This window comes from Brevibacillus sp. HB1.3, from assembly GCF_013186635.1.
Taxonomy (GTDB): Bacteria; Bacillota; Bacilli; order Brevibacillales; family Brevibacillaceae; genus Brevibacillus; species Brevibacillus brevis_D.
Genome location: NZ_JABMIT010000009.1, coordinates 236714 through 259219, shown reverse-complemented (window position 1 = coordinate 259219; position 22506 = coordinate 236714). Strand labels below are relative to the sequence as shown.

Here is a 22506-nt window from a genome sequence, read left to right as displayed (position 1 = left end):
CAAGCCTTCTATATGGAGCTGTGGTGAAGTTGGAGTTCACGCCGGTCTGTCACACCGGAGGTCGCGGGTTCGAGTCCCGTCAGCTCCGCCATTCTTATTCAAGAGTGGCGAATAAAGTATATGGCTCGGTAGCTCAGTCGGTAGAGCAGAGGACTGAAAATCCTCGTGTCGGCGGTTCGATTCCGTCCCGAGCCACCATGTACGAGCCATTAGCTCAGTTGGTAGAGCATCTGACTTTTAATCAGAGGGTCGAAGGTTCGAGTCCTTCATGGCTCACCAGTTTTTCAATCGGACAAAATATGAATAGTTGATAAGATATGCGGACGTAGCTCAATTGGTAGAGCGTCGCCTTGCCAAGGCGAAGGTCGAGGGTTCGAGACCCTTCGTCCGCTCCATTTTTGTTCGTAAACACCACTTGCTATGGGCCAGTGGTGTTTCTTGCTTTATCCGCTGAACACTTTAAAAGGCGAGTCAGCTTGTAGGGTGCCGATGCTTCTGGTACGATACTTGGAGTGTAAGCTCCTACGATGTTGGAGGTTTTATGAAACATAACAAAAGTATTTTGAAGAAAACGACCGTCGTTGACTTTAAGCAAGATGCTGCTTTTTTTGTTGACCGGGGAATGCGCTGTTTGAATCGGTACGACTATGATAAAGCATTGCGCTCATTTCGCCGAGCAGTTGAAATGGAGCCGACGAATGCAGAATGCCACTGCCATTTGGCTAGTGCCTTAGCTGAAACCGGACAGTTTGAAGCGTCGAATGAAGTCCTCTATGAAGTGATAGAAAAATGGGACCCATCCATGACAGAAGTGTATTTCTACATGGCGAACAACTATGCCAACTTAGAGGATTACCCTATGGCAGAAGAAATGGCTGTTCGTTATTTACAAGAGGATAGCACTGGACCGTATCGGGAAGATGCCGAAGAGCTCCTCGACTATATTTACTTTGAGCTGGACATGCCACCGCGACACTTCCTCCCAAGTGAAAAAGAGGACGTATACAGCAAGCATGAACGAGCTCGTCGCAGTCTGGAAGAGGGACGTTTCCTAGAGGCATTGGATACCTTAAAAGAAATTGTCGAGGCCGATCCTGAGTTTTTGCCGGCATGGAACAATTTATCTCTCGCCTACTATTATGCTGGAGAATTCGAGAAGGCGATGGAGACAATTGAACAGACGCTGGATAAAGAAGAAGGAAACCTGCATGCACTGTGCAATTTGGCGGTTTTGCTCTCTCATCACAATCAAACGGTAGAGTTGTTGAGCTTGATTGACACGCTGAAAAAGGTTGTTCCGTTCCATCCGGAAAATACCTATAAGCTTGCAACAACAATGGGAGTGCTCGGCCAGCATGATGAAGCGTATTTCCATTACCAACGCATGCTTCGAAATGGACGACCACATGAAGCGTGCACGTATCACTATGCTGCAATCTCAGCTTATTTGAGTGGGAAAAAGGATCAAGCACTGCGCTGGTGGCAAAAAGCCAAGCAGTTAGATCCAGAAGCAGGAATCGCAGATCAATACATTCAAATGGTAAAAAACGAACAAGAAGGGGAGACTATAAAACCAATCCCCTACCAATACAATACGACCCAACGTGATGTTTCTTGGGAAAAGGCTTCGTTTACGGGAGTGGAAGATTTTAAAACAGACCCGATGATCCGAGCCTCCCTTCTCTGGGCATTACAGCATGGACGCGATGAAGTGAAATTCGCGGTGCTGCAAACATTGTCTCTGATCGGAGACGATGAAGCTGAAACTGCAGTCCGTCAATTTTATTACCAGACGGATAACCAGCAGCTACAAAAGCTGGCTTTGCTGGCTTTGGCTGATATGGGTGCAGATATGCCGGAAGGAACTCCAGAAGGATCAAATGGTTCACCGACGGCGGAAGATCAAAAGAGCAGTATAGAAGAAGGCATAAGCCATTATTTGCTCTCGCAGGGCAAGCAAGAGGCTGGAGAATGGTGCCTCGATGTATGGCGTAAGCATCATGAATATGCCCAAAGTCGTGTACAAGTGCGAAAAGAAGTAGCGTGGGTCGCAGCATTAGAATATGTATACGGAACGATAACGAACGAAAAGCAGTCACAAGCCCTTCTAGCTCAAAAATATGGCATTTCTGCTGCAACCTTGGCAAAGTGCGTTAAAGTTTTGTCGACACTTGATTTTAAATAGATTATTACATTATAATTAATTTAAATAAGGAAACAGAACTGTGTGAGACGAGGAGGCAACAAGCATGAGCGATCAAAAAGTTTATGATGTGATTATCGCCGGAGCTGGCCCTGCTGGAATGACGGCTGCTGTATATACATCCCGTGCGAACATGAGCACATTGATGCTGGAGAGAGGGATCCCAGGCGGTCAAATGGCGAACACGGAAGATATCGAGAATTACCCAGGCTTCACTTCCATTCTTGGCCCTGATCTCTCTACAAAAATGTTTGAGCATGCACAGCAATTCGGTGCGGAGTATGCTTATGGTGAGATCAAGGAAATCCGCGATGAAGAGCCGTACAAGCGCGTTATCACGGGTGACAAGGAATACTTGACCAAATCTGTTATTGTGGCAACTGGTGCAGAGCATCGTTTGCTCGGTGTACAAGGCGAAAAAGAATTGTCCGGCCGTGGTGTATCTTACTGCGCAGTATGCGACGGTGCATTTTTCCGCAATAAAGAGCTGGTGGTTGTTGGTGGAGGAGACTCCGCGGTAGAAGAAGCAGTGTTCCTTACTCGCTTCGCTTCCAAAGTGACAATCGTACACCGTCGTGATCAGTTCCGTGCACAGAAAATCTTGCAAAAACGCGCTTTCGATAACGAAAAAATCGAAGTGATTTGGGATACCGAACTAAAAGAGATCCGTGGTGAAGGCAAGGTACAAGCGGTTCTCTTGCAAAACACCAAAACAGGTGAACAAAGAGAATTCCCGGCAGATGGAGTGTTCATCTACGTAGGGATGGACCCATTGACTGCAAGTGTACGTCCACTGGGCATCACCAACGACGCAGGCTACGTACTGACAGACGAAAAAATGAACACCAAAGTAAAAGGTGTTTTTGCAGCAGGCGATGTACGGGAAAAAATGCTGCGCCAAGTCGTGACAGCAACTGGAGACGGTTCAATCGCTGCTCAATCTGCTCAGCATTATGTAGAAGAGCTCAATGAAAAGCTAAAGGAACAAAATGTCACAATCTCTTAACCTGCTTGTAACATGGATGAAATAATTCAAGTGTAATCTATAGACAATGAATTGACCCCCTTATCTATATAAACAATTGTTGCGTGGCTGGCATTCAGTCACGCATCTTTTTTTCTAAAATAGCTTGTACGCCTGTAAAGGACGTCATTGGAAAAACAGGGGAAGCGGTTCAAAAAGGTGCGAATAAGGTCGACAATATGGTATGCTATTGTCAGAATCGTAGGAGGCGAGTTGCGTGACGGAATTGGGAAACGACAAGGCCATGAATCTCCTGATTATTACCGGAATGTCAGGTGCGGGAAAGACAGTTGCTGTACAAAGCTTGGAGGACCTGGGCTTTTTTTGTGTAGACAACCTACCCCCTGTACTGATTCCCAAATTTGCTGAGTTGGTTAAACAGTCTGGTGGGAGTATTGAGCGAGTCGCATTGGTGATTGACTTGCGAGGGCGTGAGTTTTTTGAAAATCTAGCCGTAACCATGGAAAGCCTCAATCAGATGAATGGACTATCTTACCATATCCTTTATCTGGATGCGAACGATCAGACATTGGTTTCTCGCTATAAGGAAACACGCCGCAGACATCCGCTTTCTCCGAACGGTTCGCCTTTGGAAGGAATTCACGCCGAACGCCGTTTGTTGGAGGAAATGAAGGGCTGGGCGCATCAGATTATCGATACGAGTCAAATGAAGCCAGTTCAGCTACGAGAAAAAATCATCAACCAATACGGTCAACAAGGATCACCCCTTACGATTAATGTATTATCGTTTGGTTTCAAATACGGCGCACCGATAGACGCTGACTTGATGTTCGATGTCCGTTTTTTGCCCAATCCGCATTATGTGGAGGATTTGCGTCCGAAAACAGGATGTGATCCAGACGTGGCAGAGTATGTGATGCAGCACAAGGACACAAAGGAATTCTTAGAAAAGCTTACAGACTTTTTGGGGTACACGCTACCGCATTACCAGCGAGAAGGAAAAAGTCAACTTGTGATAGGAATCGGATGCACCGGTGGCAAGCATCGCTCGGTAGCCATTGCAGAACATTTGGGAGAAGCCTTTGGCAAAGATTTTTCTGTCCGTGTCAGTCATCGAGACATGGAAAAGAACAAATGAGCATAAGATGGCAGGAAAGATTGAAGCGAGCATAAAAAGCCACCTGTGGTATATGTATTAGAAATAATGAGGTGACATATGCCTACTAAGGGAGTCGGGAGGCTACAGTCAAGGCCATTACGGATAGTCGTTATTGGCGGAGGAACGGGTCTGTCCGTCCTTCTACGGGGTTTGAAGCACGAGCCGGTGCATATTACAGCGATTGTGACGGTAGCAGACGATGGGGGAAGCTCTGGACGTTTGCGAGAAGAAATGGATATGCTTCCACCTGGCGACATTCGAAACGTCTTGACTGCTCTGGCCGATACAGAGCCGTTGATGGAAAAAGTCATGCAATATCGTTTTTCCACAGGCACGGGATTAGCCGGGCATAATTTGGGAAATCTATTACTTGCAGCGATGAACGAAATCACTGGAGATTTTGTCACCGCAGTCAAAACATTGAGCGGGGTTTTGGCAGTTCGTGGAGATGTATTGCCAGCTTCCACGCAATCGATTCAGTTGAAAGCGGAAATGACAGATGGATCTCTCGTAATCGGAGAATCCCAAATACCGTTGACTGGCAAAGAAATCAAGCGGGTGTTCCTTGATCCAGAGGATGCTGTTCCTCTGAGCGAAGCCCTGAGTGCGATTGCCGACGCGGATGCCATTTTGATTGGGCCTGGCAGCTTGTACACGAGCATCCTGCCCAATTTATTAGTACGAGGGTTATTTGAAGCGATTACATGTGCACAAGCCCCAAAAATCTACATTTGTAACGTCATGACACAACCAGGGGAGACAGACGGTTTTTCTGCATCCAGGCACGTGAATGTCATGTATGAACATGTAGATAAACCATTTCTGGATACGATCATTGTCAATTCAGCAGAGCTACCTACCCATGTATTGGACAAATACGCGGAAAAAGGAGCAGCTCCTGTCCGATGTGACCTAAAGCGATTACGCCAACTCGGTCTGCATGTAGTGGCGAAGCCGTTAGTCACATTTGAGGACGGATACCTACGTCATGATGCACATGCTGTCAGCAAGCAGGTTGTGTCACTTGTCAAACGAAGACGGAAGGTGCTGAAGATAGAGAAGGAGTAGTGAAGTCGATGTCATTCGCCGCGCATACCAAAAAAGAGCTTACCATGATGGAGGGTGCCGATTGCTGCAGCAAGGCAGAGCTCTCAGCCTTGATTCGGATGAATGGAAGTCTGCAGTTTGGAGCCGGACGACTGGTGCTGGATGTGACGACAGAGAACGCGGCGATTGCCCGACGCATTTACACGTTAATCAAGAGGTTGTTTCAGATACACGCTGAATTGCTGGTACGCAAAAAAATGCGTTTGAAAAAAAACAACGTCTACATTGTGCGTATTCCGAATAAGGCCAATGAGGTCTTGCAAGACTTGGGCATCATGGATCAAAGCTTGTCGTTTATTCCTGGAATCGCTCCAGAGATCGTGAAAAAGTCATGCTGCCGCGCTGCTTATTTGCGTGGGGCTTTTTTGGCGGGGGGATCTGTGAATCATCCAGAGGCATCCAGCTATCATCTGGAGATTTTCACTTCCTATCAGGATTTTTGCGAAGCATTGACCAAGATCGCCAATCGGTATAAACTAAATGCCAAGTGCATCGAGCGGAAAAAAGGGTATGTTCTCTATATTAAAGAAGGCGAAAAGATTACAGAGTTTTTGAGCTTGATAGGGGCTCATCAGGCCCTTCTGTATTTCGAGGACGTCCGAATCGTAAAGGACATGCGGAACTCCGTAAACCGTTTACACAATTGTGAAATCGCCAACATAAACAAAACGGTGAATGCAGCCACCAGACAAATGGAAAATATTCAGCTTATCGATCAAGAGATGGGTTTGGAGAATTTGCCAAAACGTCTACGCGAGGTCGCGGAGCTTCGAGTGGCTCATCCTGACATCAATTTGAAAGAGTTGGGCGAGATGGTGCCAAGCGGAGTAGTAAGCAAATCGGGCATTAACCACCGCTTGCGAAAAATTAACGAAATCGCTGACAAAATACGAGAAAAACAAAATATTTCGATGTAGATGCATGTTATACTAAAGGATAATAGTCTACTAGTAAGGAGGTCCATTCATGGTTCAACAGCAGGTCGTGGTTCAGTTAAAGACCGGTTTGCAAGCTCGTCCAGCAGCTTTTTTCGTACAGGAAGCTAACCGTTTTGCATCGGAAGTATTCGTAGAAAAAGGCAACAAGAAGGTCAATGCGAAAAGCATCATGGGTATCATGAGCCTCGCAATCAGCTCTGGAACGGAAATTACCATTTTGGCAGAAGGGCCGGATGCCTCCCAGGCAGTCAGCAGCCTTACGAATCTGGTAAGCAAAGAAGAATAGAGTTACGAGAGACACTTTTCCCTTAAGGGAGGTGTCTTTTTTTGTTGGTTATCTTGATGAATATGTATCAATTCACTTCGGGCAGGGCATTTCTAACCATGTATATTGCATGAAGGAGGAATGAGACATGAGTAACCGTGATAAGTGTTACGAAGGCCGCGATTGTTATGATATGGACATTGATCGGATGGTGAATGAGGGACTGGGGGGCGGAGTTGTTTCCGACCAAAACGGTCTGATTGAAGAAACGACTGTAGATACGATGACAGGGGCTACGTCAGCCAAGCAAGCTCTTGACGATGATCAATAGAGGGAGTCAGTCACTTATGAATGTAACAAGAGCACAAGCCATCATGAAATCCGACGACCATATCAAGGTAGAGTACGATGGACAAGCCGTTTGGATCGATGCTGTAGACGAAAAAACGTCAACAGCACGTGTACATGAGGAAAAAAATCCAGGGCATAGCCGGACAGTCTATGTCAGTCAGTTAATGGAAGTATCACAATGATTCACCGAAAAAGCCAAGCAGACCAAGGGAAACCTCAAGGAGGTTGCTCGGCATACAAAAAAACACTCGGCCGGTAGTTCAGGCACGAGTGCTTTTTTTTACGACAGCTCTTATTTTTTCGAAGACGGTTCGGAAGTGATGACTTTGTCAATCAATCCGTACTCTACTGCTTCAGCGGCAGAGAGGAAGTTGTCGCGATCGGTATCCTTTTGGATGCGCTCCAAAGGCTGTCCAGTACGTTCAGCCAAGATGGTGTTCAGATGATCACGCATCTTCAAGATACGTTTTGCGGCAATCTCAATGTCGCTCGCTTGTCCTTGTGCGCCACCTAATGGTTGGTGGATCATGACTTCACTGTTTGGCAGAGCAAAGCGCTTGCCTTTTGCCCCAGCAGCCAGCAGGAATGCTCCCATGGAAGCAGCCATTCCGATACAAATGGTGGATACATCAGGCTTGATGAAGTGCATAGTATCGTAAATTGCCATACCAGCAGTAATAGAACCGCCTGGGCTGTTTATGTACAAGTGAATGTCTTTCTCCGGATCTTCCGCCTGAAGGAACAACAACTGTGCCACAACGATATTGGCTACGGTGTCGTTGATTGGGGTTCCCAGAAAGATGATGCGGTCTTTGAGCAGGCGGGAATAAATATCGTAAGCACGTTCCCCGCGGTTTGTCTGTTCAATGACGGTTGGAATTAAATTCATATGCATCTAGTCTTCCTCCTCTCTTTGTAACAATATCATACACAAAAGGTCAATGAAGGTCAAACACATAAGTGCGCGCCCTCCCTACCATGTTTGCCAAATTCCCTCTGTCTAAACCTACTCGAAAAAGAAAACATTCATTCCTTGGAATTCTCATCGGCCTCGGTTAAATCGACGGCGAGTTTCAGCGTGGCTTTCATCTTTTTTCCCTTGATAATCGTATATTCATCGACTTGTTTGGCTTGCAGTTGATTGATGGCTTCCGCCAGCTCCTGTTGATCTTTGTATGGTTCAATGGTCAATAAGCATTCTTCATCACTGGCCTCTTGATAAATGAGAAAAAAACGTTCCCCTGCCATAGCAAGCCTCACTTTCGAAAGTTATCCACAATGTTATACACAGGTTGTGCACAAAAACATTTGTTCGTGGGATATTTATTTTTTTTCCTAGTCTTGTCATGTTTGAAGAGAGAATTACATAGGAAATGTATGGGATAAAAAAGAAGGAAAAAGTTGATTTATGTCGAATCATACAAAATTGGAATTCATTTCATGATATTTAAGGGGTGTTTATTATGCTTCGCAAGTTTTCTACAATGATGCTGACAGCAGCTCTTCTAACAGGAAGTGTAGCGGCAACGGCTGCGTTTGCCCAAACTTCTCCTGCTCCTGCACCAGCTGTACAACAAAAAATCAAAGTTCAGCTAAATGGCAAGGAGTTCCCATTCCCACAAGAAATCGTTACTGAAAATGGTGTTGCGTATGTGAATGCGAGCACATTGGCAATTGCTTTGGGTGGTTCTGCAGCATGGGATAGCACGACCAAATCTCTGCTGGTTGCCAAAGACAACAAGTACGCTCTGCGTATGTACGAAAACAAAAACTTTGCTTATAAAAACGGCAAAGAAACGAGTGTAGCAAATCCGCCACGTCCAGTGACAGGTGCAGTGCTCGTGCCCCTCGTATTCATTGCTCAAGAATTGGGTGCGACAGTAGAGTACGATGCAAAAACGCTGACTTACAAGCTGAGCATTCCAATTAATTCCTAATAATCAATGGGATATTTCTCATGAGGATAGCCACTTCTATACGTAGAAGTGGCTATTTGCTTCAATACTACACGTATACGCCTCTATTAGCAGACAGCAATAGAGGCTATTTGATTGACTCTTCCCTCAATGATTTCTATTGCAAATTTTCTAAAATATCCTACAATAAGATTGTGATTCATAGTTTGCTCATAAATAAAGAGGGGGATTTTTGCTATGAAAAAACAGAAATCATTGTCGATACTGGCTGCAACATTTGCTTTGAGCACATTGCTCGCGGGCTGCGGTGGAGGTGCGGGGACTGGTAGCCAAAGCGCGACACCACAGCCGAGCAACAATAGCGGAGGAAGCACGGGCGGTGCAAGTGGCGCTACCGAGAAGCTCGTTGTTGCTGTAGTTGGTCCGATGTCTGGCCAGTATTCTGATTATGGAAGCACAGCAAAAGCTGGTGCTGAATATGCGTTGAAAGAAAAGGCAGAGGCATTCAAAGCACTTGGCTTTGACGTTCAATTGTCCGCGCAAGACGACCAAGCTGACCCGAAACAAGGGGTAGCAGTCGCACAAATGTTGATTTCGAATCCTGATGTAGTCGGAGTAGTAGGCCATGCTACAACAGGTGCTTCGATCACAGCAGCAGCGCAATACGAGCAAGAGAAGCTCGTAATGGTATCTCCTTCCGCAACGGGATCAGATCTGACTGAGCAAGGCAAACAGATCGTACACCGCATCTGTGCGCGTGATGATCAGCAAGGCTCCAAGGCTGCGATTTTTGCCAAAAATCAGTTGAATGTAAAAACGGCATTCGTTATGCATGACAAGGCTGCTTATGGACAAGGTCTTGCGGAAGAAGTGAAAAAGCAATTTGAAAAAGATGGCGTACAAGTTCTCGGCTATGAAGGGGTAACAGCAGGCGAGAAGGATTATAGTGCGATCATCACCCAAATCCTTGCGAAAAATCCAGAGATGATCTACTTCGGTGGATACTACTCTGATGCAGGGATCATCGTGAAGCAAGCGCGTGAAAAAGGCTTCAAAGGTGTCTTCATGGGTGGCGATGGCTACGACTCCGCTGACCTGGTGAAAATTGCTGGTGCGGAAAATGCCAATAATGTAGTCTTTACTTCTACGGTTGGTGATATTGGTGCTACCGAAGACGGCAAGAAATGGATCACAGACTTCGAGAGCGCGACTGGCAACAAAGTAGGGATCTTCACTTCGTTTGGTTATGACTCCATGGGTGTTATGCTGAACGGTCTGGAAGAAGCGATCAAAGCAAACGGCGGCAAAAAGCCAACGCGTGAACAAGTGCTGGCAGCGGTTCACAAAACCAAAGATTACAAAGGGAAATTCGTTAACGTAACATTCAATGAAAAAGGCGACAACGACTTTGCTTCCGTATACGTGTACAAATACGAGGACGGAAAGAAAGTATTCATGGGTGAAGCGAAGTAATTCTTCATTATGAATAAGCCATTTGGGACATACTACGTTTGGCATGAATACCAGAATGAAAAGGAAGGGATTCTGATGTCAAACAATCGAAATACAAAGAATGGCGGAAACCAAGGACACAGCAGCAAGACCCAAGGCACCCAGAAGCAAAAGTCCGAAAGAGATCGTAACCTGAATAAGCAGGATCCACAATAACAATGACAAAAGCCCACCTGTTTTAGCCAAAGGAGCTAACGGGTGGGCTTTTGCTTTTAAATACCTTGCTTGCTAGGCAAACGCTTTTCGGGATGACCGTAGCCCTGATGCTGTCTGCTTCGTAGGTTTTTCGCTTGGGATTCGCGAATTTTGGCCACGAACTCACTCGTGCTCATTTTGGTAAAATCCATAGGGCACCTCCACCGATGATGAGATGTACACCTTTCTAGGATGACCCAATTTGGTCCTGTACAATCGGCAGCGTTATCTCTACCATTGTACCTTCGTGCTCTCTGCTTTTAATTTCCAGGCTGCCGTTGTGGTCTTTCATGATTTTGCTACTGATCATGAGGCCGAGGCCAGTTCCGTTTTCTTTTGTCGTGAAAAAGGGGGCACCCAGCTTGTGAATCATTTCTTCAGAGATTCCACAGCCAGTATCCGTGAGCGTAATGAGCACCTGATGATTGTCTTTTAGGCTGGTGGCAATAACAACTTCACCATGTCCGTCGATTGCTTCGATAGCATTTTTAATGATGTTGATAAAGACCTGTTTGAGCTGGTTTTCTTCTCCCGCAATGATTGGATGGTAAGCAAATACGGTCCGAAAATCGATGTTTTTCAAATTTGCTTCCGATCTCAAAAGTGTCAAAACGTTTTCCAGCAAAGGGATGAGCGGAAGAGGCTTGATTTGAATGCTATGAGGCTTTGCCAAGACTAGCAATTCACTCACAATAAAATTGATTCGGTCCAGTTCAGATAGCATGATGTCAGCGTACTGCTGGTTATCATTCATGCTCGGATAAAGAAATTGGATAAAGCCCTTCAAAGATGTGAGCGGGTTGCGAATCTCATGGGCGATTCCAGCAGCCAGCTCCCCAATCACAGACAGCTTCTCCGCCTTCCGTAATAGTTCCTCGTTATGTCGCCGTTCTGTAATATCCCGCGATACAATGATAAAGCCATCGCAATCTCCCGTTTTCGTCAGGATGGGGGCACCCTTTGATTCGAGAACGATCCATTTGTTATTTTTTGTCTGGAAACGGAATTCGCATATCTTTGCTTCTTTGGTCGCCAGCAAGTGATGAAAGTGGTCAATGACAGTTTGGCGATCTTCGGGATGAATCTCGGCAAAGGTGAGCTGACGGCAATGTTCACTCGTTTCGATTACGCGTGAATGCGAAGGGGAGAGATAGAGGATATCCCCGTTTTTGTCCGTAATCAGAATAAGATCATCTGTGTATTCTGAGATGATTTTGTTCGTATTCTCGCTTTTAAATAAAGCGGCCTCAGAGTATTTGCGTTCTGTGATATTTCGCGAGACTAACATAATGTTTTGAACGTCTCCTACTGCGTTTAAAATGGGGATACCGCGTGTTTCGAAGGAGACCTCGTTTCCATTCCTATCCATAGAGCGCGTCTCGAAATGAACGGGTTGTTTCGTTGCCATGATCTCTTGAAATTTGTCCTGGAACATAGGGATATCCTCTGGATGTGTGAGCTGCAGATTGTTAGGGGAAGTAACCTCGGCTGGAACAAATCCCAATTGCTCGATGGATGGGGAGGCATAGATGCGTCGCATGGATAAATCATAAATCGTCACGATATCCTGGGTATGATCGATGAGTAGACGATATTTGGCTTCGGTTTGACGCAAGGCCTCTTCAATTTTTTTGCGGTCGGAGATGTCACGGGTAATGCAGGAAGCACCAATAATTTTTCCCGTTTCGTCTTTGATTGGAGCAGCTGACAGAATGACATCCATCTTCGTGCCATCTTTTCGCTGCCTGATGGTTTCGTAATTGGTTAGTAATACACCCATGCTCCTGACCGCATCAAATAACTGTTTGGTCTCGCTCTTGTACTCTTCTGGAATAAAGCAGAGCGGTGAAGCGTAAATCTCCTCCATGGACCAACCGTAGTATTGCTCAAACGCATGATTCACCAAGACGATATTGTTATCGAGATCACTAATCGAGATGGCATCCGTCGTAAAATGAAAAAATGCTTTTAATATTTGATCTGGAAATAACACTTGTGTGATTTCCTTTTTTGAGCGTTTCTTTTTCCATAAGAAAGGGGTTTTAAGCTTGTTCATCAGATTCCCCCGCATAGTCTATCAAGTATTTGAGTGAGATAGCGTTGTCGTAACTATTCGAGATATAGGATCCATTTTCCTATCAAAATTTGGAATAGTTTGTTATTCTATAATGAATTGGTTATTCCTGAAGGTTCTGACTCGCATGGAAATCAGCTATAATGAGAGTTAGAAAAAAGTCGGGGGTGTATGCATGACAACGGGTTTTATCGTTGCGTTGGTGTTCATTTTTATTGTCATCATCGGTGTGACGATTTTGGTTACAAACAAAGCTTATTCACGTAAACCTGAACAAATAGATCCGATTCTGCCCAGTAAGGATAATGCTGGAAGTAAGGAACTAAATCAATAATGCCACAGGCAAAAGAAAAGGAGTGGTTATCTCAACCACTCCTGCTTTTTTTATAGCCTACAGTTTGGAGAAACGCTCTACGATGTCATCAACAAGCAGTTCAGCAGAAAGGATACCGCCGCCTACGTTCCAGATCACTTCGTCAACTTGGAATGCCTTATTGTTTTTCGCGACATTCAGCTTTTGATAGAGTGGGTCTTTCATCCATTCCTCGGTGTATTTATTCGCAGATCCATCACCGGAATAATCGCCGATCCAGTAAAACATGACGTCACCATCCATTTCGGACATGAGCTCTTTTGGGATGTCTTTTTTGAACTCATCGATGTCTTGGGAGGCTGGTCGAGCAAAGCCGAGCTGGTTCAGAACAACGCCAGAGAAGGTGTCTTTCAAGTAAAGACGAGTTTTGCCAGCTACGAAACGAACGACAGAGACTTTCATCTTCGTCTTGTCACCCAGTTTTCCTTTTGCATCCTCAATCTTCTTATCGAAATCAGCCATCAGCTTGTCGCCTTCAGCTTTTTTATTCAGCGCTTCGGAGTAAAGGGCAAAGTTGATTTTCCATCTGCCTACGAGATCCTCGGAGAAGACGGTTGGAGCAATCGCGGAAAGCTGAGCGTATACTTTTTCTTGCCCTTGGCGTCCTTTCGTTCCCAGAATCAGGTCTGGCTTCAGGCTGGCGATCAGCTCAACGTTTGGTTGATTCTCATCACCTAATTCAACTGCATCCTTCATTTTTTCTTTAATATGTGGATGCCATGGGTCACCGGGTTTACCGAGGCCACTCATGACAGCCCCAACTGGTGTAATCCCTAATGCGAGAACAGCCTCTGTGCTTTCGCTGGTGAGAGTGACAACACGTTGAGGAGTTCCTTTTATTTTTGTTGACCCCATAAAGTGTTTTACTTCTCTCTCTTCAGACGCTGCCGGTGCTGATGGAGTTGTTGACGCGGCTGGTGTAGAAGAAGACGAGTTGGATGAAGGCGTTGCCTGTCCTCCGCAACCTGTTACGAGCATGACTGCGGAAAGCATAGCCCCGAGCATCAAACGCAGGGAAGTTTTGCGCATGATGGAAAATCCCCCTTTAACTGATAATGATTATCATTTTTCTTCACTACTTTATATGCTCATATGACAATGTGTCAATATATTTTTTGGAACTGGAGGAAAACTATAGATATTACTGTGCTGATTTTCCAATAGCGATAATAAAAATCAATATCATTGACTAGCCCTATCCGCAAGCTTAGACTGATTAGTGGGAGAAACTTACATACATAGGTAGCGAATAGACAGAATAGGTAGAATGCAACGGAAAGAAGGGAACAGGCGTGAATGTGATTTTGTCCAGCCGACTGCAAAAGACTACTGTACTCATAGCAGGGCTCGTTGTCCTGGCAGTCGTGATGGTGGCTAGTATCCTTTTCGGAATCAATCAGTATTCGCTCACAACTGCAGTAGAGGCATACACTCAATTTTCCGGTTCGGAGGAACATTTGATTATTACGACTTCCCGAATGCCGCGTACACTGACAGCGGTAGCAGTGGGGAGCAGCCTCGCAGTAGCAGGTGTTTTGTTGCAGGCGTTGACTCGTAACCCTTTGGCTTCACCGTCTCTTATCGGCGTGAACGCTGGAGCTGCAGCAGCTATTGTGACGACGATTGTTGTTTTTGGCTCGCAATTCCCAGTGTCGCAAATGATGTGGGCAGGTTTTATCGGAGCAGGTGTGACTGCCCTGCTTGTATACGGATTGGCCTCCGCTGGGCGGGGAGGCATGACTCCGATTAAGCTGACACTTTCGGGTGCAGCGGTTGCCGCTTTTGCTTCGTCTGTGACTTCGCTGTTTATGCTGCTGCAAGAAAAGACGATGACAGAGGCCTTTTACTGGTTAGTTGGTTCTGTGGAGGGAAGACAGCTCGATCATTTTTTTATGATCATTCCTTATTTGCTAGTAGGCTGGTTAGGCGCTATGGTACTGACTGGCTCGTTAAACTTGATGGTACTTGGTGATGATGTAGCGACTGGCCTGGGCCAGAAGATTATCTTGGTAAAAGCTACTGCGTTATTGCTCGTGGTGCTCTTGGCAGGTGGGAGTGTCGCGCTCGCCGGACCAATTGCATTTGTGGGCATCATCATCCCGCATCTATGTCGTTTCTTAGTCGGGCTTGATCATCGATGGTTGATTCCCTATTCGATTGTTTTCGGCGGAGCTTTTCTGGTTTGCGCTGATTTGCTTTCTCGCCTTGTATTGATGCCCATGCGTCTGGAAGTACCAGTAGGCGTAGCAACCGCTATGATAGGAGTGGCTTTTATCATCCCGCTGGTCAGGGGGAGGGCGTATGCATAGACATGTAGTCATTCGGACCAAAAAGCCATCGCTTTCGTTTCATGTAGATAGGCGGGCTTTGGGAATTAATTTCATACTATTTTTGCTGTTATCTGTTGTGATTGTATTGAGTATTGGCTTAGGAAGCTTGCATATTCCTGTGTGGGAGGTCGTCAAAGCTTTTGTGGGAGCGGGCAGTGAACAGAATGAATTGATCGTGCTCGATTGGCGATTGCCTCGCGTTGTCGTTTCAGTAATGGTGGGGGCTTCCCTGGCGGTATCGGGGGCTATTTTGCAGTCCTTGGTACGAAATCCGTTAGCTTCACCTGATTTGATCGGGACTACAGCGGGAGCAACGGCAGCAGCGGTAGCATTTATCACATTCGCAAAAGATGTAAGTGTACAATGGATGCCATTGGTGGCCTTGATCGGTGGATTGTTAACCGCGACGCTTACGTATCTCACTGCGTGGAAAGAGGGAGTCTCCCCTTTTCGCCTCGCGCTTGTCGGTGTATGTATCTCGGCAGGCATGGGGGCATTAACGATCTTTTTCCTGGTCATCACCCAAACCCACAAAGCATCAAACGCTCTCGGGTGGATGACTGGAACTGTGTACGGTATGTCGTGGGTAAATGTCATGACATTGCTTCCATGGACAGTTTTATTTCTCGGCGCTACGATTTTCCAAATTCGTTATTTGAATGCCCAGGAGCTCGGTGATGATATCGCTAAAGGCATTGGCGTCGCGATTGATAAGAAGCGATTGCTCTTAATTGCGATCAGTGTGGCTTTGGCAGGTGCTGCAGTCGGTGTGGCAGGAGGAATTAGTTTTATCGGTTTGATGGCCCCGCATATTGCGCGTAGGTTAGTAGGTTCTGCGTATGGTTACTTGCTGCCGGCTTCCGCTGTTTTGGGCGGGATGCTTGTCGTTTTGGCTGATTTGATTGGGAGAACGGTGTTTTTACCGCATGATTTGCCAGCTGGGATTTTTACCGCAGCGATTGGAGCGCCGTTTTTTGTTTATCTTTTGTATAAAACGAGGAATCATCAGTAGGAATTGGAAGTGTGTTTATCGATAGTTGAGTGAGGATCCCTGAAGGAGAGTAGTGCTTCAGGGTTTTTTGTGTTGACTATCTGTCAATTTATTACAAAATATTACATGATTCGAATTTACAAAACACTTTAAATATGGTAAAGATTAGTATAGATTACATTTATGCTAACCAATGGGACTAATAGTTAATGTACTTTGTGAATGAGAACTTCGTTTTAAATGGAGAAAAGCAAAGAACGATAATATCAGTCATTGTTCGATAAATGCAGACATCATTCTAGTGAAATCATCAAATTATTACAAAAAATAACAAAACTCATATTTACAATTCAGTTATAAAATGGTAAAAATTAATAGTACTTACTATCACAGCTTTTGGAGGGATTTATTCGTGAAAAAAGTCGTAGCAAGCCTATTAAGCCTGTCACTCGTATTATCTGCTTCCGTATCTGCACTGGCAGCGGAACCTGCAAAAAGTTTGAAATCACCTCAAAAAGCTGCGGCGGCAAACGATCCTTATGAGCCAAATGATGATCCTGCATTTGCTTCATTTGTTAATTCTAATGTTTCGTATGCAGGAGAGATTGGCCATAACAAAGATTTCGATTGGTTTAAGTTTTACGCGAAACCGGGGCAACTTAATTTTGCGATTAGTAGCTTAACATCAGAAAAAGGGAACCTACGGGTAGCGGTGTTTCATGAAAGTAAAAAGTCAGCGGGTCCTCGTGAAGTAGTAAATGGAAAATTAAGCTTCACACAAGATCTCGAAAAAGAGGGCATCTACTATATTATGATATATGACTACTCTGGATTTGATTCCAAGCCAATCAAACCGATTCCTTATGCATTTAAAGCAATTTATAACCAATAAAATTTCAGATTATTTCCACTAAATATATACGGAGGTAATATTCATGAAAAAAGTCGTAATTAGCTTGTTGACCCTCGCAGTAGCTCTATCCGCATCTGCTTCCGCATCTGCTGCAGAGCCAGCTAAAAATATGAAGTCTTCTCAAAAAGCAGCGGCTTCTGTGACCGATCCATATGAGCCAAATGACAGTCCTGCATTTGCTCCTTATATTAATTCGAATACCGCATATACTGCAGCGATTAATCACAATAAAGATGCTGACTATTTTAATTTTTATGCGAAACCTGGGGATCTTACATTGGCATTCAGTAGATTATCTGCAAGCAACCACACAATTGACATCATGGTGAGAAAGCAAGACGGAGAGACACTAAAAAGCCAATTTGATATTAAGGGCAATACCACTTTATCAGTAAATATCCCTGAGGAAGGAAGTTATTACATCTATATCGTATCCGCAGATGCAGCATTCGATACGACCCCAATCAAACCTATGCCTTACACATTCAAAGCTTTTTTTAAGCAGTAAGATCACTTACAAATATTAATAATTCCGTACCTAGTTATTAGGAGGCAACATATATGAAAAAAGTCGTAATTAGCTTGTTGACCCTCGCAGTAGCTCTATCCGCATCTGCTTCTGCATTTGCAGCAGAACCAGCTAAAAATATGAAGTCTTCCCAAAAAGCTGCTGCTTCGGTGACCGATCCTTATGAGCCAAATGATGATCCTGCATTTGCTCCTTATATTAATTCGAATACCTCATATACTGCAGCGATTGATCACAATAGAGATGCTGATTTTTTTAATTTTTATGCGAAACCTGGGGATTTTACATTGGCATTCAGTAGATTATCTGCAAGCAAGCACACGTTTAACATCCTTGTGAGAAAGCAAGGAGAGACAAAAGGAGAGACAATAAAAAGCCAATTTGGTATTAAGGGCAATACAACTTTATCAGTAAATATCCCAGAAGAAGGAAGATACTACATCTTTATTGTATCTTCAGATGCAGGATTTGATACGACCCCAATCAACCCTATGCCTTACACATTCAAAGCTTTTTTTAATCAATAAGATCACTTACAAATACTCACAATTCCGTACCTAGTTATTAGGAGGCAACATATATGAAAAAAGTCGTAGTTAGTTTGTTGACCCTCGCAGTAGCTCTATCCGCATCTGCTTCTGCATTTGCAGCAGAACCAGCTAAAAATATGAAGTCTTCCCAAAAAGCTGCTGCTTCGGTGACCGATCCATATGAGCCAAATGATAGTGTTTCATTCGCTCCATATATAAATTCGAATGTTTCATACACAGCTGCGATTAATCACCATAAAGATGTCGATTTCTACAATTTTTATGCAAAACCAGGAAGCTTTAATTTTGCTTTTAGTAGACAATCAACAAGTTCTGAACCGATTGTTATTTGGGTGAAGAAACAATCAGGGGGGCAAGTAGAAAGAGTTCGTATTACTGGAAATACATCTTTTTCAGTAAACATTCCTGAAGAAGGACAGTATCACATTCAGATTATGGCCCCTGATGCATTATTGGATAATAGACCAATCACCCCAATCCCTTATTCTTTCAAAGCGATTTTTAACCAATAAATGTAGCACAAGAAAAACAGTCCTTAATTGGGCTGTTTTTTTGTTCCCATGAGGGTTCAACATAAAAAAGCGACCTCTTGAAATTCAAGAGATCGCTTTTGGTTTGAAAGTATGGTACGCCTGAAGGGAATCGAACCCCCGCACATGGTTCCGGAGACCATTGCTCTATCCACTGAGCTACAGGCGTATAATGTGACGACAACTTTTATTATAAAACATCGAGAATCTCAATGCAAACGAAAAAAAGTAGTTCAGCAGAAAAAACTAGCGATAAGGTAAGCGAAAGTGAAAAAGTCCATTGGTGAAGATCTTTCGACATTTTTTGTGCTCTGTTTCATCAATTTGGCAGGAAAATTGCATGAGAGAACGAATATAATGAAAATAAAGAGTCATCGTGCAGCATGAGCAAGTGCGAAGGAGGCGAGCTTCATGAACATGGGATTGGGGTTATTTCAAGAACAAACACTGAAATTAGTGATGACGCCGGAATTACGCCAAGCGATTACCATATTGCAGTATTCAGCCATTGATCTCATCTCCTATTTGCAGGATCAGGCCAATGAAAATCCTGTTTTCGACCTTGAAGTGGCTGGAGAAGTCGCTTCTGCAAAAGCAGAGAAACCAGCCCCTGAGATTGACTGGAAAGAAATTGTAGGCAATCGCGCGACAGGTGAGTACGGTTCGTCGAAAAATGAAAGCACTTACAATCCGCTGGATTACGTCCAGCAAGGTGCGGAGACGCTGTACGAACATTTGGAGCGTCAACTCGGCTATGTAAAAGGGTTCTCGTCGCTGCAAAAACAGATTGCTCTCTTTTTGATCGGGAATTTGGATGAGAAGGGATATTTAGAAATTACACTGGAGGAAGCAAGTGAGCGCCTAGGCGCTGAAATGCTGGAGATTGAAGACGTGTTGTCCGTTTTGCAGCATTTTGATCCAGTAGGCGTAGCTTCACGCAGCCTCGAAGAATGTCTTTTGCTGCAACTTGAGCATTTGGCACTCGATGATGAAAAGATCGTGCAGGTCGTTCGTAACCACCTGCAAGATTTAGCGGACAATCGCTATCAGCGGATTGCAGACAAAATCGGATGTACACCACAAGAGGTACAGACGATGGCAGATTTGATCCGTACGTTGAATCCGCGTCCTGGGGCTGCCTTTTCTTCCGTAGAGACAAGATATGTCATTCCAGATGTGACCGTAGAGAAGGTCGGGAATGATTATGTTGTATTGGTCAATGATGTTGCTGCACCGCGGCTGAAAATCAACAGCTTCTATGAAAAAATGCTGAGCCAGCAAAAAAGTCAGGATGAAGCGAAACAGTTCATTCACGATAAGCTGAATGCCGCCATGTGGCTAGCAAAAAGTCTGGAGCAGCGCCGCCTGACGCTCATGCGTGTAACACAGGCCATCCTCGATATGCAACGGGAGTTTTTTGATCGGGGAATTCATTATTTAAAGCCCATGACGCAAAAGGAAATAGCAGAGCGGGTCAGCCTGCACGAATCGACGATCAGCCGGGCAACCAGCAACAAATACGTCCAGACACCGCGCGGAATCTTTGAGTTGAAGTATTTCTTTACGTCAGCACTATCTACTTCCAGTGGGGAAGCGACTTCTTCTGAGAGTGTTAAGCGCAGAATCAAAGCACTGATCGAGCAAGAAGATCGGAAAGCTCCGTTATCTGATCAAAAGCTGGGTGAGATGCTACTTACAGAGGGGATTGAGATCTCCCGCCGAACGGTTGCCAAGTACCGGGAAGAAATGCTGATCCCATCGTCGGCCAAACGAAAGAGGTTTTAACAATATATGAATGAAAAGCTTTTTGAAATCGTTTTGTACGGGAGAAAAAAATGCCATTTGTGCGACGAGGTGGAGCTCTACATCCGTTCTCTGGCGGAGGAGTTCCCCCTTTGTATGCGTATGGTTGATATTGAAAGTGACCCGGCTTTGCATGAGGAAATGATGTTTGTCATTCCCGTAGTCGAGATAGATGGAGAGATCGTGTTTCGTTCCATAACGCATGTGGTGACGCTAAAAGAGCTGCACGAGGAACTACATAGACGTACTGCTCTATCATAAATGATTGCTATGGTATTGGGCTGTTTTTTAGCTTTAGAAAGTACCGATGAACCAACAAAGCTGGTGAGAAGAAAAAGCACAGGGCTCGTAGACCTTGGCATCGCCAACCCAGTCGGAACTTCCAAAAGGGGACCCGCTTGTCGAACACTTCTTCTCTGAGAAACGTCCGCCCGTAGGGTGGCTTTGGCTCGACGGTCCCCTTTTGGAAGTGGAGACGGACAGTGAATCTACCCTGCTGGCGTGTCAGAGTCGAAGAGAACTGTACTTTTTCTTCTCCTCCACAATGTTGACTCAAACGAAAACGACCTCCTGATGGTTTGTCTTATAGGTAGAGGGGAACTTGCAAGATATGGTTAAATATGATACATTCAAGTTGTAGCAAGTGATCTTTTTTTTGCACCAAGTGGGACAAAAAATGTATATACAGGGACATAAAACGTCCCGATCAACAATTTGTAACCAAGGAAGAAGGTAAAATGCGACGTTTACTGGAACTGCAACAAAAATTGTTGCCTGACTTGATTCAAGTTTTGCGTCAGCGGTACATGTTGCTCCGATCCATCTATCATTTGCAGCCGATTGGCAGAAGAGGTCTTGCTCAAGCCATGGATACCACTGAACGTATTTTGCGGGCAGAAGTGGAACTGCTAAAAGAGACGGGGCTCCTTCATGTAACAGCTGCGGGAATGAGCCTGAGTGAAGAAGGACAACAAGTCTTGGACGACATGGAGCCTCTCGTCGGAGAGCTATTCGGCCTTACTGACTTGGCAGAGCGCCTGCAAAAAAAGCTGGGCATAGCAGAAGTCATTGTGGTGCAGGGCAATGCAGACCAGTCACCTTGGGTAAAGGAAGAGCTGGGACGGGTAGGGGCACGGGTCCTCAAACAAGTCGTGCAAGAAGGCGACATTGTAGCGGTAACAGGTGGTTCATCCATCGCCAGCGTAGCAAGTCATCTGACGCCTTCTGCTTCGTTCAAAAACGTTCAGTTTGTCCCTGCTCGCGGTGGATTGGGAGAACGAGTAGAGCTGCAAGCGAACACGCTCGCTTCCGCCATGGCAGCGAAAACAGGTGCTTCTTATCGGCTTCTTCACGTACCGGATCGCCTCCATCCAGAAGCCTTGCAGACATTGGTCAAAGAGCCACAGGTACAAGACGTGCTGTCACTCTTGGGCGAGACTCGAATCGTTTTGCATGGAATCGGGGATGCCGTCACGATGGCGAGAAGGCGGAATTATTCGGAGGAAGAACTCGCGGAATTAGTGGAGACGGGTGCTGTATCAGAAGCATTCGGCTACTACTTTAATGAAGCGGGAGAAACGGTCCACAGAATGCCGACAATTGGTTTACAGCTAGAGGAAGTGCACAAGGCAGAAACAGTGCTCTCTATTGCGGGGGGCGAAAGCAAGGCAAAAGCGATTCTTTCCTTTGCTAAGCAATCGTGTCAGAATGTACTCATTACGGACGAAGGGGCAGCTTATACGCTGTTGTCCGCACGATTGTAACGGAAGGAAGTCGGTCGC

25 protein-coding genes and 5 tRNA genes are annotated in these 22506 nt (G+C 45.1%); 24 read left to right on the top strand and 6 right to left on the bottom strand.

Annotation, left to right across the window (positions count from 1 at the left end; translation table 11 throughout):
* The first annotated feature begins 14 nt into the window (after window positions 1-14).
* From HPY31_RS21140 to HPY31_RS21085, 12 genes are all read left to right on the top strand, one after another.
* Window positions 15-91: transfer RNA gene (locus tag HPY31_RS21140), tRNA-Asp, on the top strand.
* 31 nt (window positions 92-122) lie between these two features.
* Window positions 123-198 (top strand) — tRNA-Phe (locus HPY31_RS21135).
* 5 nt (window positions 199-203) lie between these two features.
* Window positions 204-279, top strand: a tRNA-Lys gene (locus HPY31_RS21130).
* Between the two features lie 40 nt (window positions 280-319).
* Window positions 320-395, top strand: a tRNA-Gly gene (locus HPY31_RS21125).
* Window positions 396-541: 146 nt separating this feature from the next.
* Window positions 542-2185, top strand: a complete 1644-nt coding sequence (locus tag HPY31_RS21120) for a tetratricopeptide repeat protein (protein ID WP_172142335.1) — start codon at window positions 542-544, stop codon at window positions 2183-2185.
* 64 nt (window positions 2186-2249) lie between these two features.
* Complete coding sequence (trxB, locus tag HPY31_RS21115) at window positions 2250-3209, top strand: thioredoxin-disulfide reductase (RefSeq protein WP_087347835.1); 960 nt, start codon at window positions 2250-2252, stop codon at window positions 3207-3209.
* A gap of 235 nt (window positions 3210-3444) precedes the next feature.
* Window positions 3445-4326, top strand: coding sequence for an RNase adapter RapZ (gene rapZ / locus HPY31_RS21110; RefSeq protein ID WP_015893489.1), 882 nt, complete (start codon window positions 3445-3447; stop codon window positions 4324-4326).
* Window positions 4327-4404: 78 nt separating this feature from the next.
* On the top strand, window positions 4405-5415 hold the full coding sequence (locus HPY31_RS21105) for a gluconeogenesis factor YvcK family protein (protein WP_172142334.1): 1011 nt from the start codon (window positions 4405-4407) through the stop codon (window positions 5413-5415).
* An 8-nt stretch (window positions 5416-5423) separates the two neighbouring features.
* Window positions 5424-6371 (top strand): DNA-binding protein WhiA, encoded by a 948-nt coding sequence (gene whiA, locus HPY31_RS21100; protein WP_172142333.1) that lies wholly within the window; start codon window positions 5424-5426, stop codon window positions 6369-6371.
* A 49-nt stretch (window positions 6372-6420) separates the two neighbouring features.
* A complete protein-coding gene (locus tag HPY31_RS21095) occupies window positions 6421-6678 on the top strand; it encodes an HPr family phosphocarrier protein (RefSeq protein ID WP_015893486.1) in 258 nt (85 codons plus the stop codon).
* Between the two features lie 127 nt (window positions 6679-6805).
* Window positions 6806-6988 (top strand): hypothetical protein, encoded by a 183-nt coding sequence (locus tag HPY31_RS21090; RefSeq protein WP_015893485.1) that lies wholly within the window; start codon window positions 6806-6808, stop codon window positions 6986-6988.
* Between the two features lie 16 nt (window positions 6989-7004).
* On the top strand, window positions 7005-7190 hold the full coding sequence (locus HPY31_RS21085; RefSeq protein ID WP_015893484.1) for an H-type small acid-soluble spore protein: 186 nt from the start codon (window positions 7005-7007) through the stop codon (window positions 7188-7190).
* Between the two features lie 110 nt (window positions 7191-7300).
* Here HPY31_RS21085 and clpP read toward each other — a convergent pair whose 3' ends face one another.
* Together clpP and HPY31_RS21075 are read right to left on the bottom strand one after the other, a co-directional pair.
* Window positions 7301-7903 (bottom strand): ATP-dependent Clp endopeptidase proteolytic subunit ClpP, encoded by a 603-nt coding sequence (clpP, locus tag HPY31_RS21080; RefSeq protein ID WP_007720441.1) that lies wholly within the window; start codon window positions 7901-7903, stop codon window positions 7301-7303.
* A 131-nt stretch (window positions 7904-8034) separates the two neighbouring features.
* The gene (locus HPY31_RS21075; protein WP_026043328.1) at window positions 8035-8256 is read right to left on the bottom strand and encodes a hypothetical protein; all 222 of its coding nucleotides are present in this window, start codon (window positions 8254-8256) and stop codon (window positions 8035-8037) included.
* A gap of 215 nt (window positions 8257-8471) precedes the next feature.
* Between HPY31_RS21075 and HPY31_RS21070 the strand changes: the two genes are divergently transcribed.
* Window positions 8472-8945 carry a copper amine oxidase N-terminal domain-containing protein gene (locus HPY31_RS21070; protein ID WP_142498190.1) on the top strand — a complete coding sequence of 158 codons (474 nt, stop codon included), beginning with the start codon at window positions 8472-8474 and terminating at the stop codon, window positions 8943-8945.
* 216 nt (window positions 8946-9161) lie between these two features.
* Window positions 9162-10397 carry a branched-chain amino acid ABC transporter substrate-binding protein gene (locus HPY31_RS21065; RefSeq protein WP_016740358.1) on the top strand — a complete coding sequence of 412 codons (1236 nt, stop codon included), beginning with the start codon at window positions 9162-9164 and terminating at the stop codon, window positions 10395-10397.
* 251 nt (window positions 10398-10648) lie between these two features.
* Here HPY31_RS21065 and HPY31_RS21060 read toward each other — a convergent pair whose 3' ends face one another.
* Both HPY31_RS21060 and HPY31_RS21055 read right to left on the bottom strand, forming a co-directional pair.
* The gene (locus HPY31_RS21060) at window positions 10649-10783 is read right to left on the bottom strand and encodes a DUF4023 domain-containing protein (RefSeq protein WP_015893478.1); all 135 of its coding nucleotides are present in this window, start codon (window positions 10781-10783) and stop codon (window positions 10649-10651) included.
* 35 nt (window positions 10784-10818) lie between these two features.
* Window positions 10819-12687 carry a PAS domain-containing sensor histidine kinase gene (locus HPY31_RS21055; protein WP_172142332.1) on the bottom strand — a complete coding sequence of 623 codons (1869 nt, stop codon included), beginning with the start codon at window positions 12685-12687 and terminating at the stop codon, window positions 10819-10821.
* 193 nt (window positions 12688-12880) lie between these two features.
* Here HPY31_RS21055 and HPY31_RS21050 point away from each other — a divergent pair, with 193 nt between their 5' ends.
* Window positions 12881-13039, top strand: a complete 159-nt coding sequence (locus tag HPY31_RS21050) for a hypothetical protein (protein WP_172142331.1) — start codon at window positions 12881-12883, stop codon at window positions 13037-13039.
* Between the two features lie 57 nt (window positions 13040-13096).
* Here HPY31_RS21050 and HPY31_RS21045 read toward each other — a convergent pair whose 3' ends face one another.
* Entirely contained in the window at window positions 13097-14107 is a 1011-nt protein-coding gene (locus tag HPY31_RS21045) for an ABC transporter substrate-binding protein (RefSeq protein ID WP_172142330.1), read from the bottom strand.
* Window positions 14108-14370: 263 nt separating this feature from the next.
* On the opposite strand from HPY31_RS21045, the gene HPY31_RS21040 reads away from it, so the two are divergent.
* The 6 genes from HPY31_RS21040 to HPY31_RS21015 all read left to right on the top strand — a co-directional run bounded on the left by HPY31_RS21040 (window position 14371) and on the right by HPY31_RS21015 (window position 18904).
* Window positions 14371-15387: a FecCD family ABC transporter permease gene (locus HPY31_RS21040; RefSeq protein ID WP_172142329.1), complete on the top strand. Its 1017-nt coding sequence runs from the start codon at window positions 14371-14373 to the stop codon at window positions 15385-15387.
* Window positions 15380-16420, top strand: coding sequence for a FecCD family ABC transporter permease (locus tag HPY31_RS21035; RefSeq protein WP_172142328.1), 1041 nt, complete (start codon window positions 15380-15382; stop codon window positions 16418-16420). The genes HPY31_RS21040 and HPY31_RS21035 overlap by 8 nt, the downstream gene beginning before the upstream one ends.
* 391 nt (window positions 16421-16811) lie before the next feature.
* Window positions 16812-17291: a hypothetical protein gene (locus tag HPY31_RS21030; protein WP_172142327.1), complete on the top strand. Its 480-nt coding sequence runs from the start codon at window positions 16812-16814 to the stop codon at window positions 17289-17291.
* 43 nt (window positions 17292-17334) lie between these two features.
* Entirely contained in the window at window positions 17335-17820 is a 486-nt protein-coding gene (locus HPY31_RS21025; protein ID WP_172142326.1) for a hypothetical protein, read from the top strand.
* A 53-nt stretch (window positions 17821-17873) separates the two neighbouring features.
* The gene (locus tag HPY31_RS21020) at window positions 17874-18368 is read left to right on the top strand and encodes a hypothetical protein (RefSeq protein ID WP_172142325.1); all 495 of its coding nucleotides are present in this window, start codon (window positions 17874-17876) and stop codon (window positions 18366-18368) included.
* A 53-nt stretch (window positions 18369-18421) separates the two neighbouring features.
* Window positions 18422-18904, top strand: a complete 483-nt coding sequence (locus HPY31_RS21015) for a hypothetical protein (protein ID WP_172142324.1) — start codon at window positions 18422-18424, stop codon at window positions 18902-18904.
* Between the two features lie 112 nt (window positions 18905-19016).
* On the opposite strand, the gene HPY31_RS21010 is transcribed toward HPY31_RS21015, so the two are convergent.
* Window positions 19017-19091, bottom strand: a tRNA-Arg gene (locus HPY31_RS21010).
* A 242-nt stretch (window positions 19092-19333) separates the two neighbouring features.
* On the opposite strand from HPY31_RS21010, the gene rpoN reads away from it, so the two are divergent.
* The 3 genes from rpoN (at window position 19334) to HPY31_RS20995 (ending at window position 22488) form a co-directional block, all read left to right on the top strand.
* The gene (rpoN, locus tag HPY31_RS21005) at window positions 19334-20707 is read left to right on the top strand and encodes an RNA polymerase factor sigma-54 (protein WP_172142323.1); all 1374 of its coding nucleotides are present in this window, start codon (window positions 19334-19336) and stop codon (window positions 20705-20707) included.
* Between the two features lie 6 nt (window positions 20708-20713).
* Window positions 20714-20986, top strand: coding sequence for a glutaredoxin family protein (locus HPY31_RS21000; RefSeq protein WP_172142322.1), 273 nt, complete (start codon window positions 20714-20716; stop codon window positions 20984-20986).
* A 476-nt stretch (window positions 20987-21462) separates the two neighbouring features.
* Window positions 21463-22488 (top strand): sugar-binding transcriptional regulator, encoded by a 1026-nt coding sequence (locus HPY31_RS20995; protein ID WP_015893468.1) that lies wholly within the window; start codon window positions 21463-21465, stop codon window positions 22486-22488.
* Window positions 22489-22506: the final 18 nt, after the last annotated feature.